The sequence below is a fragment of the Amorphus sp. MBR-141 genome, assembly GCF_053628695.1.
Window position 1 is genome coordinate 20,005 of record NZ_JBRJGW010000020.1, and the last position, 16,853, is coordinate 36,857.

A 16,853-nucleotide genomic window follows, 5' to 3' on the forward strand; every position below is an offset into this window, starting at 1 on the left:
GGGTCGCGAAGCCGGCGAACTTAAGCGCGCCGTCAGCGTTGATTCGATTGGCATCTCGACTGGAAACGTGGTCATGCGCCGGCCCGGGTGGCCGGCCCGCAAGGAGAATTCTGATGGCCCCATCGCGCCCCGTCTGGAGTGGACAGATCCGGCTTGCGCTCGTGGCGGTGCCGGTGAAGCTCTACAGCGCCACCCGCTCAAGCGCGAAGCTGTCCTTCCATCAGATCCATGAGCCGAGCGGCAAGCGGATCCGCTACGAGAAGGTCGTCCCGGGCATCGGCCCCATCGAGCGCGACGACATCGTGAAGGGGTTCGAGATCGAGAAGGGCAAGTACGTCCTCGTCACCGAGGAGGACATCGACGACATCAAGATCGACGCCAAGAAGACGCTCGAGCTGGTGCAGTTCGTCGACGCCTGCGAGATCGATCCCATCTACTTCGATCGCCCCTATTATGTGGTTCCAGACGACGACCTCGCCGAAGACGCCTTCCGCGTACTGCGGGATGCCCTCAAGCAGACCGGCAAGATCGGGCTTGGCCAGTTCGTCATGCGGGGGCGCGAATACGTCGCGGCCCTCAAGCCGTGCGGCGCCGGGCTGATGATCGAGACGCTGCGCTTTTCCGACGAACTTCATCGCGCGAGCCCCTATTTCTCCGATCTCAGCGACGAGACCTCCGATGAGGAGCTGGTGTCGATCGCCGAACAGCTGATCGAGCGGAAGTCGGCCCCCTTCAAGGCTGAGGCCTTCAAGGACCGCTACAACGACGCGCTGCGCGAACTGATCGAGCGCAAGGCGAAGGGTCGCAAGACGGAGGTTGCGGTCGATGAGGATACCGCCGACAGCGGCAAGGTGGTCGACCTGATGGCCGCGCTGAAGAAGAGCCTGGGGGACAAATCGGAGACGAAGGCGCGCTCCGGCGGATCGACCGCAAAGACGCGCACGAGCGGGAAGACCAGCAAGACAGCCAGCACGGACGACGCAAAGGCGGCGAAGGCGAAGCCGCGGGCGCGCAAGACGGCATCCAAGGCGGCCTGACGCGTCATGGCGGACCTCTCAGTTTATCGAGCGAAACGTGATTTTGCGAAGACGCGGGAACCATCCGGCGAAGGAGCGCCGTCCGCCGATGGTTTCTTCGTGGTGCAGAAACACGCCGCAAGCCGCCTCCACTACGATTTCCGGCTGGCGATCGGCGGGGTCCTCGTCAGTTGGGCCGTGACTAAGGGGCCGAGCCTCGACCCGTCCGAAAAGCGGCTCGCGGTCCGCACCGAAGATCATCCGCTCGACTATGCGGACTTCGAGGGGACCATTCCGAAAGGCCAATACGGCGGCGGCACCGTCATGCTCTGGGACCATGGACCCTTCGTGGCCGAGGGCGACCCTGCAAAAGCCGTGAAGGACGGCAAGTTGGCGCTCACCCTCTCGGGCCAGCGTCTGAAGGGCGACTTCGCACTGGTGCGTATGGCCAACCGGCAGAAGCGCGACAACGGGCGTGAAAACTGGCTGCTGATCAAGAAGGACGACGCGACGGCCTCGACGACAGACGACGTTCAGGGAGCCGACTGGAGCGTCACCACCGGCCGATCGATGGAGGAGATCGCCGAGGGCGCAGCCCCGAAGAAGCGAAAGGCCCGGCAAAGAAGTGCCGCGCGCCTCGCCGCGTCCAAAGCCGATGCGATCGAGGCTGCCCCGGCCGAGAGATCGAAGCGCCGCAAATCCTCACCTTCCAACGCGGCCACGGCTGCGAAATCCGAAAAGAGGTCCCAGGGCAAGCCGCCGGCATTCGTTGCGCCCCAGCTGGCCACCCTCACCGAGGCGCCGCCCGAGGGCGACGGCTGGCTCTATGAGACGAAGTTCGACGGCTACCGTATGATCGCGGCCTGCGACCACGGATCGGTGCGCTGCTATACGCGCTCCGGCCGCGACTGGACCGACAGGTTCGGACCGATCCCGGACGCACTCGCGGCGCTCGATCTGCCGTCCACCCTTCTTGACGGTGAAGTCATTGTTTCCGACCGGTCGGGCCGCAGCGACTTCGGCGCCCTGCAGCGCGCCCTCAAGGAAGCCCCTGGCGCGCTCTCCTTCATGGTGTTCGACATCCTGCGTCACGACGGAGCCGACCTGCGCGGCCGGCCGCTTCTGGAGCGCAAAGCGGCCCTCGAAAAGGCCCTGCCCGCGAAGCCGAAGGCCCCGATCCACCTGTCCACCTACATCGAAGGCGACGGTGACCGCATCTCGCGGCTCGCCTGCAGCCGCGGCTTCGAGGGCATCATCGCCAAGCGCACCGACGGCCGCTATCGATCGACCCGAAGCCGCGACTGGCTGAAGATCAAGTGCGTCAAGCGCCAGGAGTTCGTGATCGGCGGATGGTCGCCCTCTTCGAAAAGGCGGGCGTTCTCGTCGCTGCTTCTCGGCATTCAAGATGGGAGCAGGCTGCGCTATTGCGGGCGCGTCGGCACTGGCTTCGACGACGGATTGCTGACGGAAATCGGTGCCCTGCTGTCTCAGCGCGCCCGGAAAACCTCTCCTTTCGCGGAGGTGCCGGCCACAATCGCGCGCTCCGCCCGCTGGGTCACGCCCAACCTTGTGGCGGAGGTTTCGTACGCCGAGACGACCCGCGACGGCGCGGTGCGCCACGCCGTCTTCGAGGGCCTCCGGGACGACAAGGACGCGTCCGAGATCGTTGCCGAGACGCCGGAGCTCAAGGGCGCAGCGGCCGAGAAACGTCACAGCCCTCGAAGCGCCGCAGCGCACCCACGAAAAAGGACCGCCCCATGACGAGCGACGACGAGGCCCGTGTGTCGGGCGTTCGGCTGACCCATCCGGGGCGTGTGCTGTTCCCGCAGATGAACGTGACCAAGAAGGCACTCGCCGAATACCTCGATGCCGTTGCAGATGTCATGCTGCCCGAGCTCGAAGGTCGTGCGGTCAGTCTGGTCCGCTGCCCGGAGGGGCAGGAAAAAGCGTGCTTCTTCCAGAAGCACGCCGGCGCCGGCCTCCCCGAGGCCTTCGACACCAAGCCGATCAAGGAACGCTCTGGCGCCACCAAGGACTATCTGGTCATCAATTCCCGCGAGGCGCTGGTCTCCTGTGCCCAGGTCGGCGCGCTCGAGGTTCACGTCTGGGGAAGCCGCCTGGACCGGATCGAATCGCCCGACCGCCTGGTTTTCGATCTCGACCCCGACGAGTCCCTCGCCTTCAAGGACGTGAAGGCCGCTGCCGTCGATCTTGCCGACGTACTGCGATCGGCAGGGCTGGAGAGCTATCCGCTGCTCACCGGCGGCAAGGGCATTCATCTCGTCCTCACGCTGGAGCGGCGTCTTGCGTGGGACAGCGTCACCGGCTTTGCCCGCGCATTCGCGGAGAAGATGGAAAACCTCGACCCGAAGCGCTTCGTGGCCTCGATGGCGAAGAAGAAGCGCGGCGGAAAGATCTTCATCGACCATTTCCGCAACCAGTTCGGCTCGACGGCGATCGCGCCCTTTTCGCCGCGTTCGCGGGAAGGCGCGCCCGTCGCGGTGCCGGTGTCGTGGGAGGCGCTGCCCGATATCACCTCGGCCGCCGCGTTCAGCGTGGCCGACGGCGGCAAGGCCATCGCGACCCAGGCCGGCGCGTGGCCTGCCGCGAAGGATCGCCGCCAGCGCCTCACCGCGAAGACCTTCGAGGCGCTCGGTCTCGAACCCGCCTGACGCGGAATAAGGTGGCCCCGTCAGCCGAACCGCGCGAGATAGGTCTCGGCGAGAAGGCACGATACCGATGCGAAGTGGGGCGCCAGTTCGCGCGCGATGTCGGTCTCCGCATGAGATCCGAGCCAGCCGAGCAGCGCCAGGCGGCGCAGCATGATGAAGGTGGGTATTTCGCGTTCGTCTTCGACAGACAGGGACCGCTCGCTGCGATATCCCTCCAGCCAGCACGCGGTCCACTCCGGTACGCTCGGATGGTCCTCGACGAAGGAGAAGGCCGTCGCCACGTCGTACAGAAACCAGCCCCAGCCGCTGTCGTCGAAATCGATCACCCTCGTCTCACCGTCGTGGATCAGCAGATTGGCCAGCCGCACGTCCGCATGGATGAGCCCGTAGCGGTCGCTCCCCTTGCCGTACCGCCGCAGCCGGGCGCGGATCGTGTCCTCCGTTCGCGCAAGCAGCGCCTCGGCGTACGCATCGACGTTCGGGCCGTCGCGCCAGTGCCCCCAGGTCGGGGCACTGCCGAGGATTGCCTCCTCGTCCCAGGTGAGGCGTTCGAAGCCGGGCGGCGGGCTCCAATCCATCGCATGCAGATGCAGCCGCGCCGATATCTCGCCGAGCCGGCGCAGCGGGGCGGACAAGTCGTCGTCCACCCCGGGCTCGCACCCGTCGACAAATTCGAACATCACTAGATGGCGGGCCTCCGCCCCCTCTCCGGGCATAGCGTCGACGATGCGCGCACCGCTCCGGCTGGCAATGACCGGAGGCGTGGGAACCCCGGCGTCCGATCGCAGCGCATCCATCCACGCCAGCTCGCTCTCGATCGCGTGCCGCGCGTGATAGCCAACCCGGTGAACGCGTAGCACCGACCGCCAGCCACCCGGCGCGGTCACCAGGAACGTCGCGTTCTCCGACAGATTGATCAGCCGCACATCGGCAGCCGGAGGAAGGTCCCAAAGCGCCAGGGAGCGTCGTGCGAACGCTTCGAGAGGATCATCCGGGCATGGGTCGGGAAGCAACAAGCGACAGGACCTTGGTGGTTCGAGAGAGTGAGACGGCGCGCGGACACGTCAGCACGGCAACCTTTGACAGCCGGCGCCATCCGGCGAGAAAACGGTTCCCCAGGGAATGAAGCCGGGGCCGCACACCCGCAGATCGTTCTTCACGCCCGCGACGGTATAGTCTGTTCGCCGAACGTTTCTCAAGGAGCCACGCGTGACCTCAGCCACGACGCCCAAGGCCAAAGCGCCGGAAGACAACCGTCAGCTTCTCCGCCGGCTTTTCGACGTCGCTGTGGCTCGGGCCCATCCGGATGAGTGCCTGGCAGCCTATCTTCCCGAACCGCCCAAAGGGCGCACTGTCGTCATCGGGGCGGGCAAGGCGTCGGCCGCGATGGCGCGCGCACTGGAAGCTGTGTGGTCCGGGCCGCTCGAAGGCGTTGTGCTGACGCGCCGCGGCCACGGCGAACCGACCCGGCACATCCGCATCGTCGAAGCCTCCCATCCGGTCCCCGACGCCGCAGGCGAAGCCGGCACCCGGGAGATGCTCGCCATTCTTGAGGGTCTCACCAAGGACGACCTGGTGATCGCCCTCATCTCAGGCGGAGGCTCCGCCCTGCTCGCTGCGCCCCCGCCGGGCGTGACACTCGAAGAGATGCAGACGCTTGCCCGGCAGCTTCTCAAGTCTGGTGCCCCGATCTCCGACATGAACACCGTGCGCAAGCACGTCTCGACGGTCGCAGGCGGGCGCCTTGCGCTGGCGGCCCGCCCTGCCCGACTGGTCACGCTGGCAATCTCCGACGTGCCCGGCGACGATCCCGGTATCATTGCGTCCGGCCCGACGGTCGGTGACGCCACCACGGCGGCCGACGCCCGGGCGGTGATTGCAGCCTACGGCCTCGGGGTGCCCGCGTCGATCGTGACCTGGCTCGACCAACCTGGCGCCGAAACCCCGAAGCCCGGCGACCCGGGACTGCACCATGCCACCTACAGGCTCGTCGCCACGCCGGCCCTCTCCTTGCAGGCGGCGGCAAGCGAGGCCGAGGCCGCCGGCTATCGGCCCGTGGTCCTGGGAGACCGGATCGAGGGCGAATCCCGGGAGGTCGCCAAGGTGCTCGCGGCGATCGCCCTGTCCTGCGCGGAGCATGGCATGCCGGCATCGGCCCCGTGCGTGGTGCTCTCGGGCGGCGAGACGTCGGTGACGGTTCGCGCGGAGGGCCGCGGCGGACGCAACGTGGAATTCCTGCTCGGTCTCGCCATCGCGCTCGAAGGCCGGCGAGGGCTCACCGCGATTGCCGGAGACACCGACGGCATCGACGGTTCGGAGGACAATGCCGGCGCCCTGGTCGACGAGACGACTCTCGCCCGCGCCCGCGCGCTCGGCCTCGACCCGCGCGACTATCTCGCCCGCAACGACGCCTATTCGTTTTTCGAGGCGCTCGGCGATCTGGTGATGACCGGGCCGACCCGCACCAACGTCAACGACTTCCGGGCCGTCCTTATCGAGCCATGACCACGCGCGTCATCATCCGGAAGCGAGCGGCTTCTGGAAGGCAGCGAGCACTCCGGCGAGAACCAGCGTCGCGCCGGCGATGATCAGGCCGAGCGTGAGATCGTCGGTCAGGTCGGAGATATAGCCGGCGGCCACCGGTCCGATCAGCTGCCCGACGGCAAAGATCGTCGTGAACAGCGCAATCGACGCCCCCCATTGCGCTTCGGGAAGGTTGTTGCGCCCGAACGCCGTGACCGATGCCGGGCCCATGAAGAAACACGCCCCGAAGACGAATGCCGAGGCAAGCGCCCCGACCGGTCCCGGCACAAGGATCGGCAGCAGCGTGCCCACACCGGTGGCGGTGCAGGCGAGCGCCATCGGCGTGCCGCCCGAATAGCGCGCCAGCACGCCCCGCCACAGGATGGGCGAGGCCATCACCATGAAGCCGAGCAGCGACCACATTCCGGCAATGAGTGCCGCCGAGGCCTGCCCTTCCCGCATCCAGGCGACGACGAAGGTGAGATAGACGATGTAGCCCACCGCGAAGAGGAAATAGGCGATGAGTTCGAGGCTCATCGCACGCCACGGGAGCCGTGCCGGGCGGATCTTGCTGGGGCCGCCATCGACCGGCGACACCGACCGCACGGCCCAGATGACGGGGCCCATCGTCAACAGGCTGGCGAGCCCCATCCCCACCCAGACCCGCGGCCAGGCGTGCGCCGCGCCGTCGAGCACAAGCGGAATGCTTGCGCCCGAGATCAGCATGCCGATGCCGCCACCGCCGAAATAGAGCGCGATCGCGAGCGCGCTGCGCATCGGCTGGCCACGGAACACGGCCGAAACCATCGCACCGCCGGCGATGAACGCCGGTGCGCCGCCAACTCCAGCGAGGACGCGCCACACGGTCAGGAAAAGGAAATCCTCGGTCATGCCCGAGAACAGGAGCGCGAGCGCCGTCAGCAGCATGCCGCCGGCAAACATCCGCCGCGACCCGACGCGGGAAATGAGCGTCAGTGCCAGCAGCGCGCCGATGAGGTAACCGAGGGCATTCGCGGTGTTGATCCAGCCCGCCTGCGTATAGTTCCAGCCGAGGTCGATCCGCATGGCCGGCAGGATCAGCCCGTAGGCGAACCGCGCAAACCCGTTGCTGACGGCGGGAGCCAGCGCGAGCGCGCCGACCAGCAGCCACCTGCGCGTCGTCGCGTCGTCCTGCGGCATTCAGCGACCACCCGGCACGATCAAGCGCGCGCACGCGGTGCAGATGACGACGGCGTCCACACGACAGCGCATGCCGTGCCCTCCCCATGGTCTTGTTCTCGCCGGCCCTTCATGGCGCCTGGCTTGCGATCTCGGCGGGGATTGAAGGCGCGCGCGCAGCCAGTGTCCAGCTGAACAACCGTATACCTGCCATGCGACCGGGAACACGCGTGGGGATTGCAGGCGCAGCCATGCCCGCATGCGATGCGGCCCGTGGGCAACCGGCGCGTCTGGCACTCAGTTCTTGATGCCGCGCAGTCGCTCGCCGCGCCGACGCATGAGTTCCATCACGGTCAGCAACAGGATCGAGAAGGCAACCAGGATGGAAGCCAGCGCCAGGATCGTCGGACTGATCTCCTCCCGCAGGCCGGAGAACATGCGCACCGTCATCGGTGTCTGCTCCGGCCCGGCGAGGAAGATCACCACCACCACCTCATCGAGCGAGGTGATGAAGGCGAACAGCGCGCCGGCGATCACCCCGGGGAGCAGCAGCGGCAGGATGATCTTGAAGAACGTGGTGACCTGGTTCGCGCCCAGGCTGGCGGACGCCCGCAGCAACTGCTCGTCGAAGCTCGACATCGCCGCCGTCACGGTGATGACCACGAACGGCGCACCCAGCACGACGTGCGCAAGGATGATGGAGAAGAACGTGTTGGCGAGATTCAGACGGGCATAGAACGAGAACAGAGCCGCGGCAGTGATGATCAGCGGCACGATCATCGGGGAGATCAGAACCGCCGTGATCGCGGCCCGGAACGGCATGTGACGCCGGCTGAGACCGAGAGCCGCGAGCGTTCCCAGCGTGGTCGCCACGATCGTCGATGAAATCGAGATGATGAACGAGTTGCGGATCGAGAACAGCCATTCCTCGCTTCCAAGGAGCGCCCGATACCAGCGCACCGAGTAGCCGGCCGGATCGAAGCTGAGCATTTCCTTGGTGAACGTGAAATAGGGCTCCGCGTTGAACGACAGCGGCACGATCACGATGATCGGGAAGATCAGGAACAGGAAGATGAGCCCGCAGATCACCCGGTAGCTGTAGTACCAGATGCGCTCGCCGGTGCCGGCATAGGGAGGAAGTGACATGTTCTGGCCCTCCCTCTAGCCGAACTTCAGACGATCGACGCCCACGAGCTTGTTGAAAGCCCAGTAGAGCACCAGAACCGCCACCAGCAGGATCGTTGCGAGCGCCGCCGCGAGGCGAAGCTGGGCCGTCGATCCGGTCATGTTCTGGGCGATCAGGTTGGAGATGAAGATACCGGTGTCGCCACCGACCAGCGCCGGCGTGATGTAGTAGCCGATCGCGAGGATGAACACGAGCAGTACGCCCGCCGCCAGCCCGGGAATGGTGAGGGGCATATAGACTGTCACGAAGGCACGGGTCTGGGTGGCCCCCAGGGACCGGGCAGCCCGCATATAGGACGGCGGAATCGTCTTCATCACCGAGTAGAGCGGCAGGATCATGAACGGCACCAGGATGTGCGTCATCGCGACGATCGTGCCCAACTGGTTGTAGATCATCCGAATGCGGCCGCCGTCGTCGATGACGCCGAGCCAGACCAGCATGTCGTTGATGACCCCCTGCTGCTGCAGCAGCACGATCCAGGCCGACGTTCTGACCAGCAGCGAGGTCCAGAACGGCAGCAGCACCAGGATCATCAAGAGGTTGGACGTCTTCAGCGGCAGCGTCGCCAGGAGGTGCGCGATCGGGTAGCCGAGAACGATGCACAGCGTGGTGATCAGAAGGCTCATCCACGCCGTCCGAATGAACAGCAGCCGGTAGACCTGATAGGACTCCGGCCGTTCGACGATCTCGCCCCGTGGCGAGTATTCGAAGTCGAAGGCCAGCAGATAGTAGACGGGCGTCAGCGTGCGCGTCTCGCGTTTGATGAGCCGCCAGAACTCCAGGCTCTGCCAGTCATCGTCGTCGGCGATGAACGCTTCCCGGTAGGGCGGGTTCATCTCGTCGAGGTCCCGCGCCGTGCCCAGAACCGTTGAGCGCGCGCCCGGGATTTCCCGGTTGATCCGCGCCGCCGCACGACCGAGCGTGCGGTTCTCCAGCCCGACCTTCATGTCGTCCGCCATGGCGGCGAACACCTCTTCGGGCGGCACCTCTTCGCCGTCCCACGACTGGATGGCTTCAGCGGTGTTCGGCAGATACTCCGACACTTCCGGATTGACCACGGATCGCGAAATCATCTGCACGATCGGGACCGCGAAGGTGATCAACAGGAAGGCCAGCAGTGGAAGAACCAAATAGAACGCACGCCGCCGCGCGCGGGCTTCGGCGCGCCGCAGCGAGACCTTGAGAGGGATACCGTCGACCGTGGTCAGCGGCGCGGAGGACGTGTCGTCTCCGCCGTCATGTCCGTGACTTGCCGCATGCGTGTCGGTCACCGTCGGCTCCTCGGTAAAGGCCGCGCCCGGCCGCCGTGCGATCGGGCTTCACGATCGTCGGAGAAGCGTGCCGGGGCCGAGCCGCGCGGCTCCCTTCGACAGGCCTCATCCAGACTTGAAATCCTGGGGATCGGGCTGCGGACGACGTGTCTGCGCCTCGATCGAAGACCGGGCGCGGCGGCATCGCACCGCGCCCGGCAGCTTCCTATCAGTTCAGGCTACTTCGCCAGCCAAGCGTTGAAGCGCTCCTCGAGCGAGTCACCATAGTCGGCCCAGAAGTCGGTGTTGAACTGGACCGCGTTCTTGAAGTTCTCCGGCGACGTCGGCATGTGCGGCTTCATGTCGATGTCGGTTCCCTCGAAGGTGGAGACCATCGGCACGGAGGACTTACGCGCCGGCGCATAGGAGATGTACTTCGCCTGATCGGCGAGCCGCTGCGTGTCGGTCGCGAAGTAGAGGTAGTCCTTGATCAGGTCGAGCTTGTCGTCGTTGTCGACCGGGACCACCCAGCCGTCGACCTCGAACATCTGGCCATCCCACATGATCTCGAACGGCTGGTCCTCGTTGACCTGCGCGTTGAAGATACGGCCGTTGTAGGCCGTTGCGATGGCCGCCTCGCCGTCAGCGAGCATCTGCGGGGGCTGCGCGCCTTCCGACCACCAGATCACGTTGCCGCGGATCTCATCGAGCTTGGCGAAGGCACGATCCTGGCCTTCCTTGGTGGCCAGAACATCGTAGACCTCATCCGGGGCCACGCCGTCGGCAATCAGCGCCCACTCGAGGTTCTTCTGCGGAATGTTCTGCAGCGCGCGCGTTCCGGGGAACTTCTCCACGTCCCAGATGTCGGCGATGGTCTGCGGCCCGCCGTCGGGGAAGGCATTCTTGTCGTACGCGAACATCGTGGCGTAGAGGATCTGCGGGACGAAGCAGTCGCCCAGCGTGCCCTCGATGAAGTCCTTGCTGGCCGGCGTTCCGTCCGGCGCCGGGGCGAGCCATTCGTCGGCCGGGATCTCCATGATCAGGCCTTCGTCACACGCCCGCTTGGCGTCCGACTGCAGCATGTCAACGACGTTCCAGGTCACGTTGCCGGCTTCCACCTGCGAACGGATGCCGGCAAGTGCCTGCGCAGACTTGTCTTCCTGCAGGATCTTCGTGCCGGTCTTCTCCGCGTAAGGCTGATGGTAGGCCTTGTCCTGCGAATTCGTGTAGGCGCCGCCCCAGGAGACGATCGTCAGAGTCTTTTCCTGGGCCTGCGCCGCCGCGATGGCGACAACGGAAGCCGCCATCGCGAGGGTAATGCTCTTCGCTTTGGTCATCACTTCTGCTCTCCTTGCTTTGTCGTTCGCGAACGGGTTCGCGAATTCACTGAAAATCGGGCCCGAATGACCCTCCCGACCGCTACACGGGCGATCAGGCGACCTCGATCGGGTCGAGTGCACGACAGTCGGAAGCGTGCCAACCGACTTTGGTCGTCTCTCCCTCCCTGAGGTCGTGCTCATCGTGCTTGTTGGGCACCTTCACGATGAAGTGCTCGTTCCCGGCCACACCCAATCGTGCGCGGATGTGGTCGCCGAGAAAGATGAGCTCGATGATCTTGGCATCGAGGACATTGGTGTATTCGGCCGCGGGAAGGATCTCGACCCGCTCCGGCCGCAGCGACAGCGTCGTCCGGCTGCCCGGTCCGCCGATGTTTACGGCATTGGCGGTGACGGTTTCGCCGTGATCGAGCTCGACGACGCATTCGGCGCCGTCCACAGACTTCACGGTCCCGGAGAGCTTGTTGTTCTCGCCGATGAACTGGGCAACGAACGAGTTCATCGGATGCTCGTAGAGATCCTCCGGCGTCGACAGCTGCTGGATCTTGCCATCGTTGAAGACCGCCACCCGGTCCGACATCGTCAGCGCCTCGGTCTGGTCGTGGGTGACGTAGACGACCGTCACGCCGAGGCTCTCGTGGATGTGCTTGATCTCGAACTGCATCTGCTCGCGCAGCTGCTTGTCGAGCGCGCCGAGCGGTTCGTCCATGAGGATGAGGTTCGGCTCGAACACCAGCGCCCGTGCGACCGCCACGCGCTGCTGCTGACCACCCGACAGCTGGGCCGGACGTCGGCTCCCGAAGCCCGGCATCTCGACCATGGCCAGCGCCCGGTCGACGCGGGTCTCGATCTCAGAGCGCGACTTGCCGCGGACCTTCAGCGGGTAGGCAAGATTTTCCGCGACCGTCATGTGCGGGAACAACGCGTAGTTTTGAAACACCATCCCGATCCCCCGCTTGTGGGGCGGGACGTCGTTGATCGGCGCGCCGTCCAGATAAATCTCGCCATGCGTCGCCGGCTCGAAGCCTGCGAGCATCATCAGGGTCGTTGTTTTGCCCGACCCGGATGGGCCGAGCATCGTGATGAACTCGCCGCGCGAAATATCAAGATTTAAGTCTTTGACGACGAGTGTTTCGCCATCGTAGCTCTTCTGGACGCTGTCAAATTGGACTGTGGCCCCGGCCTCGTTGGCCGTGACTTCATGTGCTGATGTCGCCACTGTTCCCACGCGTGTTTGTTCGCCTTCGCTTAATCACGCATGGCTGGGGTCGGCACGTCAACCCCCGGGCATAATCCGCCCACGTTCAGTCCACCTTTCGGCCACATTGTCCGCACAACTCATAGCTGCATGAGAGGGCCGGAACGCAAACATCGGAGCTGGTAAAGCAAAGGGCCCGACGGAGCGCTTTTCGCTTCCGTCAGGCCCCTTTGAAACCATCGGCAGTTCAGGAAAAACGTCGCCTTGCTTCGAAGGTCGGCTACGCTCCGGAAAGGTGCGGCAGCGGGTCGACCGGCTGCGAGCCCTTGCGCAACTCGAAGTGGAGCTGCGGCTGCGAGACCGAACCCGTCGTGCCGGCCTTCGCAATCACCTGGCCGCGCTGCACGGTCTCGCCGCGCTTCACCAGAAGCTCCTCGGCGTGCGCATAGGCGGAGACCCAGCCGTCCTTGTGCTGGATCAGAACGAGGTTTCCGTAGCCCTGCAATTCGTTGCCCGCGTAGATGACGGTACCCTTCTCGGCGGCCTTGATCGGCGTGCCTTCCGGCACGGCAAGGTTGATGCCGTCGTTGTTGGCACCGTCGGACTGCTTGCCGAAGCCGGAGACGATCCGACCGCGTACAGGCCAACGGAAACCGTCCGCGCCATCCGAGGTCGGCGGGGCTTCCTTTGCGGCCGGTTGATCGGTGGCGTCGGTCTGTGTGACCGCGGCCCCGACCTTCCCCGCCTCCGAGGGCAGCGAGGCGACCTGGACTTCCTTGGGCTGTTCGGCTGCGGGAGACGACACGCCCTCGTCGATCGCGGCCTTCTGCTGGTTCAGGGTCGTCTCCGGCGTCCCCGTCGCAACGGTTGCGGGCGTGGCGGCGGCGCCACCCGGAATCTTCAGGGTCTGGCCGACGCGGATGGTGCCGGTCGACGAAATCCCATTGGCCGCCAGAAGCTCGGTCGGGGTCACGCTGGTGGCCCGTGCAATCGACCAGACCGTGTCACCTGGCTTGACCGTGTAGGTGCCCGGCGCGGAAGCTGCCGGGGCCGGCGTCGTGGGGGCGGTGCTCGCAGACTGAACGGCAGGGTTGGTTGAATATGTCGGGATGACGATCTTGCTTCCCGGCTGAAGCTGGGTGCCGGGCGTAAGCCGGTTGGTCACCGCAATCACGTCCGCCGGGACGCCATAGCGTCGGCTCAGCGAATCGATGGTATCCCCGTATTGCGCCACGATGGTGGTCCCGCCTGCCGTCGACCAGCCCTTGTGATTGATCACGGGGCCGCTCGTGCCGACCGTACCGCTCGACAGAGCGGACTGCTGCTGGAGCGGAGCCGATGAAGGCGACGTGCCCGGCAGCGATCCGGTGGCGAACTGGTCGTCCGGACTTCCGCCGAGCAGCGACTGCTGATTGGGCGTCGATCCGGCATAGATCGGCCCGCCGGTAAACCGGGATACGTCGGAGCTGCAACCCGCGGCAAAGGCGGCAACGAGCGTTACTGCAACCGCCCGGCCAACCGTACCGTTACCTCTGCCGTTCGAGACGTGCGAGAACATCGATGGCCACCCTGCGTCAGAAGTGTGATTCCATCGTTAGAAAACACGGGTATCGTTGACGAAGGTTTAAGCGGGTCGGAAAAATCCCGACGACTGGCGCAATCTGCCAGCAATCCTGGCGCCGTGGCCGCGCGGAAAAGCGGGCTTCGCGGAGCCCCCGGGGGCTCAGAGCTGCTCGGCAACGCCGTGAATCATCGGCACGAACCGCACCGCACAGAGTGTGCTCTGGGCCAACTGCCCCTCCAGCCGGGTCACCTTCACCAGATCCTGCACCGCACCTGGCGGCCCAACCGGAATAACCAGTATCCCGCCCTCCCCGAGCTGATCGGTGAGCACCTGCGGGATCGTCTCGGCGGCGGCCGTCACGATGATCCGGTCGAATGGCGACATCTCCGGCCACCCCTCAAAACCGTCACCGATGCGGGTCCGAACGTTGTCGAGCTTCAGTGCCTTGAAGCGATCTTCCGCATAGCGCATCAGGGACCGGTAGCGCTCGATCGTGTAGACCTCGCTCGCCAGCCGCGCCAGCACGGCGGCCTGGTAGCCGGATCCGGTGCCCACCTCCAGCACCCGGTGATGCGGTTCGATTTCCAGCGCTTCGGTCATCATGGCGACCATCGTCGGCTGCGAGATCGTCTGGCCGCAGTCGATCGGCATCGCCCGGTCGGCATAGGCGAGCGACTGATGGCGCGATGCCAGGAACAGGCGGCGCGGAATGCTCTCGATGGCGCCCAGCACCCGCCGGTCGCGTACGCCGTTCGACCGCAGCTGAAGGATCAGCTCGGCCAGTGCGATCCGGTCGGCCTCGGTCGGCTCGCCATTCAGCGGTTGTTCTTCGTCAGTCATCGGGCACAGGTCCCCCGCGCCCTGACGGCCGGGTCAGAGACCGCCGAGCGCCTGCTTCATGTCGTCGAGAACTCTGTGGGCGGTCAGGTCCAGACGCAAGGGGGTCACCGAGATGTAACGGTCCCGGACCGCCGCTAGATCGGTTCCCTCTCCTGGCTTGAAGGGCCGACGCTGGAACCCGATCCAGTAATAGGGATTGCCGCGCCCGTCATGGCGCTCGTCGACCGACAGCATCGCCTGGTCGCGGCGGCCCTGGGTGGTCACCTTGATGCCGGCGATGGCGTCAGGCGCTGCATCCGGAACATTCACGTTGACGAGGACGTCCGCCGGAAGATCCATCTCGAGAATCTTCCGGACGAGCCCCGGCCCGTGCGCCACCGACGTCTCGTACAGCGGCTCGGTGCCTTGCGCATGATTGTACGACTGGGAAAACGCGACCGAGCGCACGCCGAGGATCGTGCCCTCCATCGCCCCCGCGACGGTGCCCGAATAGGTCAGGTCGTCTGCCAGGTTGTGGCCGCGATTGATGCCGGACAGCACCAGATCCGGCGGCGTATCCAGGATCTGGCGCAGGCCCATGATGACGCAGTCGGTCGGGGTGCCACGAACGGCGTAGTGCTGCTCGGCGACGCGGCGCAGGCGCAGCGGATCGTTGACGGTCAGCGAGTGCGACGCGCCCGACTGGTCCGTCTCGGGCGCGACGACCCACACATCGTCGCTCAGTGCCTTGGCGATCTCTTCGAGAGCCCACAGCCCCGGCGAATGGATGCCGTCGTCGTTGGTGACCAGAATCCGCATATTCACCTCAAGCTCGGCCGAGTTTCTCGATACCGCCCATATAGGGCTTCAGAACGTCGGGAACGGCGATCGATCCGTCTGCCTGCTGATAGGTTTCCATCACCGCGATCAGCGCCCGCCCGACGGCGACGCCTGATCCGTTCAGGGTGTGCACATAGCGCGTCGCGCCGCCGTCCACCGGCCGATAGCGCGCATCCATGCGCCGCGCCTGGAAGTCGCCGCACACCGAACAGCTGGAAATCTCGCGATAAGCGTTCTGTCCCGGAAGCCAGACCTCGATGTCATAGGTCTTGCGCGAGGAGAAACCCATGTCGCCGGTCGATAGCGTCAACACCCGATAGTGAAGACCGAGGCGCCGGAGAATGGTCTCGGCGCACGCCGTCATGCGCTCGTGCTCGTCGATCGCCGCCTCGGGCGTGGTGATCGAGACGAGTTCGACCTTGTTGAACTGGTGCTGGCGCAGCATTCCGCGGGTGTCGCGTCCCGCGGAACCGGCTTCAGAGCGGAAGCACGGCGTGAGCGCGGTGACCCTCACCGGCAACTCGTCGGCGTTGAGGATCTTCTCGCGAACCAGGTTGGTCAGCGGCACTTCGGCGGTCGGGATCAGCCAGCGCTCGTCCGTCGTCGCGAACTGATCCTCGGCGAACTTCGGCAGCTGCGCGGTGCCGAACAACGCCGCATCGCGCACCAGCAGCGGCGGCTGAACCTCGGTGTAGCCGTGCTCGGTGGTGTGCACGTCGAGCATGAACTGGCCCAGCGCCCGCTCCATGCGTGCGAGCGCACCCTTCAGAATGACGAAGCGTGATCCGGCGAGCTTGGAGGCTGTCTCGAAGTCCATGAGGCCGAGCGCTTCGCCGAGTTCGTAGTGCTCCTTGGCTGCAAAGCCGAGCGCCACCGGCTCGCCATCGCGGCGGACTTCGACGTTGGCGCTCTCATCGGCACCCACGGGCACGTCGTCGAAGGGCACGTTCGGGGTGGCTGCAAGGATCGCCTGCAGTTCAGCCGCGGCAACGCGCTCGGACTCTTCCCCGGCCTGGATCTCGGCCTTCAGGTCCGCAACCTCCGCCATCAGCCGCTGCGCCTCGGTCTCGTTCCCGGTCCCCTTGGCCTGGCCGATGGCCTTGGACGCCGCGTTCCGGCGGGTCTGAGCCTCCTGGAGACGCTGGACGGCAGCGCGGCGCGCCTCGTCGAGGGAGATCAGCTTTTCGGCGAGCGGGCCCATGCCGCGGCTGGCGAGCGCGCGATCGAATTCGGCCGGATTGTCACGAATCCAGCGGATGTCGAGCATCGGAGACCTCCGGGTACGTCTCG

14 protein-coding genes are annotated in these 16,853 nt (G+C 65.8%); 4 read left to right on the plus strand and 10 right to left on the minus strand.

Annotated features, from left to right (window positions below):
* Positions 1-113 precede the first annotated feature (113 nt).
* Genes ku through ligD (ACSSVZ_RS22035) form a run of 3 tightly spaced genes read left to right on the plus strand, consistent with a single transcriptional unit; the run spans position 114 to position 3,688 of the window.
* Positions 114-1,037 carry a non-homologous end joining protein Ku gene (ku, locus tag ACSSVZ_RS22025; RefSeq protein WP_453972924.1) on the plus strand — a complete coding sequence of 308 codons (924 nt, stop codon included), beginning with the start codon at positions 114-116 and terminating at the stop codon, positions 1,035-1,037.
* A 6-nt stretch (positions 1,038-1,043) separates the two neighbouring features.
* Positions 1,044-2,777 carry a non-homologous end-joining DNA ligase gene (gene ligD, locus ACSSVZ_RS22030; protein ID WP_453972926.1) on the plus strand — a complete coding sequence of 578 codons (1,734 nt, stop codon included), beginning with the start codon at positions 1,044-1,046 and terminating at the stop codon, positions 2,775-2,777.
* Positions 2,774-3,688 carry a non-homologous end-joining DNA ligase gene (ligD, locus tag ACSSVZ_RS22035; RefSeq protein WP_453972928.1) on the plus strand — a complete coding sequence of 305 codons (915 nt, stop codon included), beginning with the start codon at positions 2,774-2,776 and terminating at the stop codon, positions 3,686-3,688. Before ligD (ACSSVZ_RS22030) ends, ligD (ACSSVZ_RS22035) begins: the two co-directional genes overlap by 4 nt.
* Positions 3,689-3,708: 20 nt before the next feature.
* Here the strand turns inward: ligD (ACSSVZ_RS22035) and ACSSVZ_RS22040 are convergent, their stop codons facing one another.
* Positions 3,709-4,614, minus strand: a complete 906-nt coding sequence (locus ACSSVZ_RS22040) for a phosphotransferase enzyme family protein (RefSeq protein WP_453972929.1) — start codon at positions 4,612-4,614, stop codon at positions 3,709-3,711.
* A 283-nt stretch (positions 4,615-4,897) separates the two neighbouring features.
* On the opposite strand from ACSSVZ_RS22040, the gene ACSSVZ_RS22045 reads away from it, so the two are divergent.
* On the plus strand, positions 4,898-6,193 hold the full coding sequence (locus ACSSVZ_RS22045; RefSeq protein WP_453972930.1) for a glycerate kinase type-2 family protein: 1,296 nt from the start codon (positions 4,898-4,900) through the stop codon (positions 6,191-6,193).
* A gap of 12 nt (positions 6,194-6,205) precedes the next feature.
* Here the strand turns inward: ACSSVZ_RS22045 and ACSSVZ_RS22050 are convergent, their stop codons facing one another.
* The 9 genes from ACSSVZ_RS22050 to serS form a co-directional block, all read right to left on the minus strand.
* Positions 6,206-7,390, minus strand: coding sequence for a YbfB/YjiJ family MFS transporter (locus ACSSVZ_RS22050; protein ID WP_453972931.1), 1,185 nt, complete (start codon positions 7,388-7,390; stop codon positions 6,206-6,208).
* Positions 7,391-7,666: 276 nt separating this feature from the next.
* On the minus strand, positions 7,667-8,515 hold the full coding sequence (locus tag ACSSVZ_RS22055; RefSeq protein WP_453972932.1) for an ABC transporter permease: 849 nt from the start codon (positions 8,513-8,515) through the stop codon (positions 7,667-7,669).
* A gap of 15 nt (positions 8,516-8,530) precedes the next feature.
* The gene (locus ACSSVZ_RS22060; protein WP_453972933.1) at positions 8,531-9,826 is read right to left on the minus strand and encodes an ABC transporter permease; all 1,296 of its coding nucleotides are present in this window, start codon (positions 9,824-9,826) and stop codon (positions 8,531-8,533) included.
* Positions 9,827-10,044: 218 nt separating this feature from the next.
* Complete coding sequence (locus ACSSVZ_RS22065) at positions 10,045-11,142, minus strand: extracellular solute-binding protein (protein ID WP_453972935.1); 1,098 nt, start codon at positions 11,140-11,142, stop codon at positions 10,045-10,047.
* A 94-nt stretch (positions 11,143-11,236) separates the two neighbouring features.
* On the minus strand, positions 11,237-12,361 hold the full coding sequence (locus ACSSVZ_RS22070; protein ID WP_453972936.1) for an ABC transporter ATP-binding protein: 1,125 nt from the start codon (positions 12,359-12,361) through the stop codon (positions 11,237-11,239).
* Positions 12,362-12,620: 259 nt separating this feature from the next.
* Positions 12,621-13,898 (minus strand): peptidoglycan DD-metalloendopeptidase family protein, encoded by a 1,278-nt coding sequence (locus tag ACSSVZ_RS22075; RefSeq protein WP_453972937.1) that lies wholly within the window; start codon positions 13,896-13,898, stop codon positions 12,621-12,623.
* Between the two features lie 165 nt (positions 13,899-14,063).
* Positions 14,064-14,744, minus strand: coding sequence for a protein-L-isoaspartate(D-aspartate) O-methyltransferase (locus ACSSVZ_RS22080; RefSeq protein ID WP_453972938.1), 681 nt, complete (start codon positions 14,742-14,744; stop codon positions 14,064-14,066).
* Between the two features lie 33 nt (positions 14,745-14,777).
* Positions 14,778-15,542, minus strand: a complete 765-nt coding sequence (gene surE / locus ACSSVZ_RS22085; RefSeq protein ID WP_453972995.1) for a 5'/3'-nucleotidase SurE — start codon at positions 15,540-15,542, stop codon at positions 14,778-14,780.
* Between the two features lie 7 nt (positions 15,543-15,549).
* A complete protein-coding gene (gene serS / locus ACSSVZ_RS22090; protein WP_453972939.1) occupies positions 15,550-16,830 on the minus strand; it encodes a serine--tRNA ligase in 1,281 nt (426 codons plus the stop codon).
* Between the last annotated feature and the right edge of the window lie 23 nt (positions 16,831-16,853).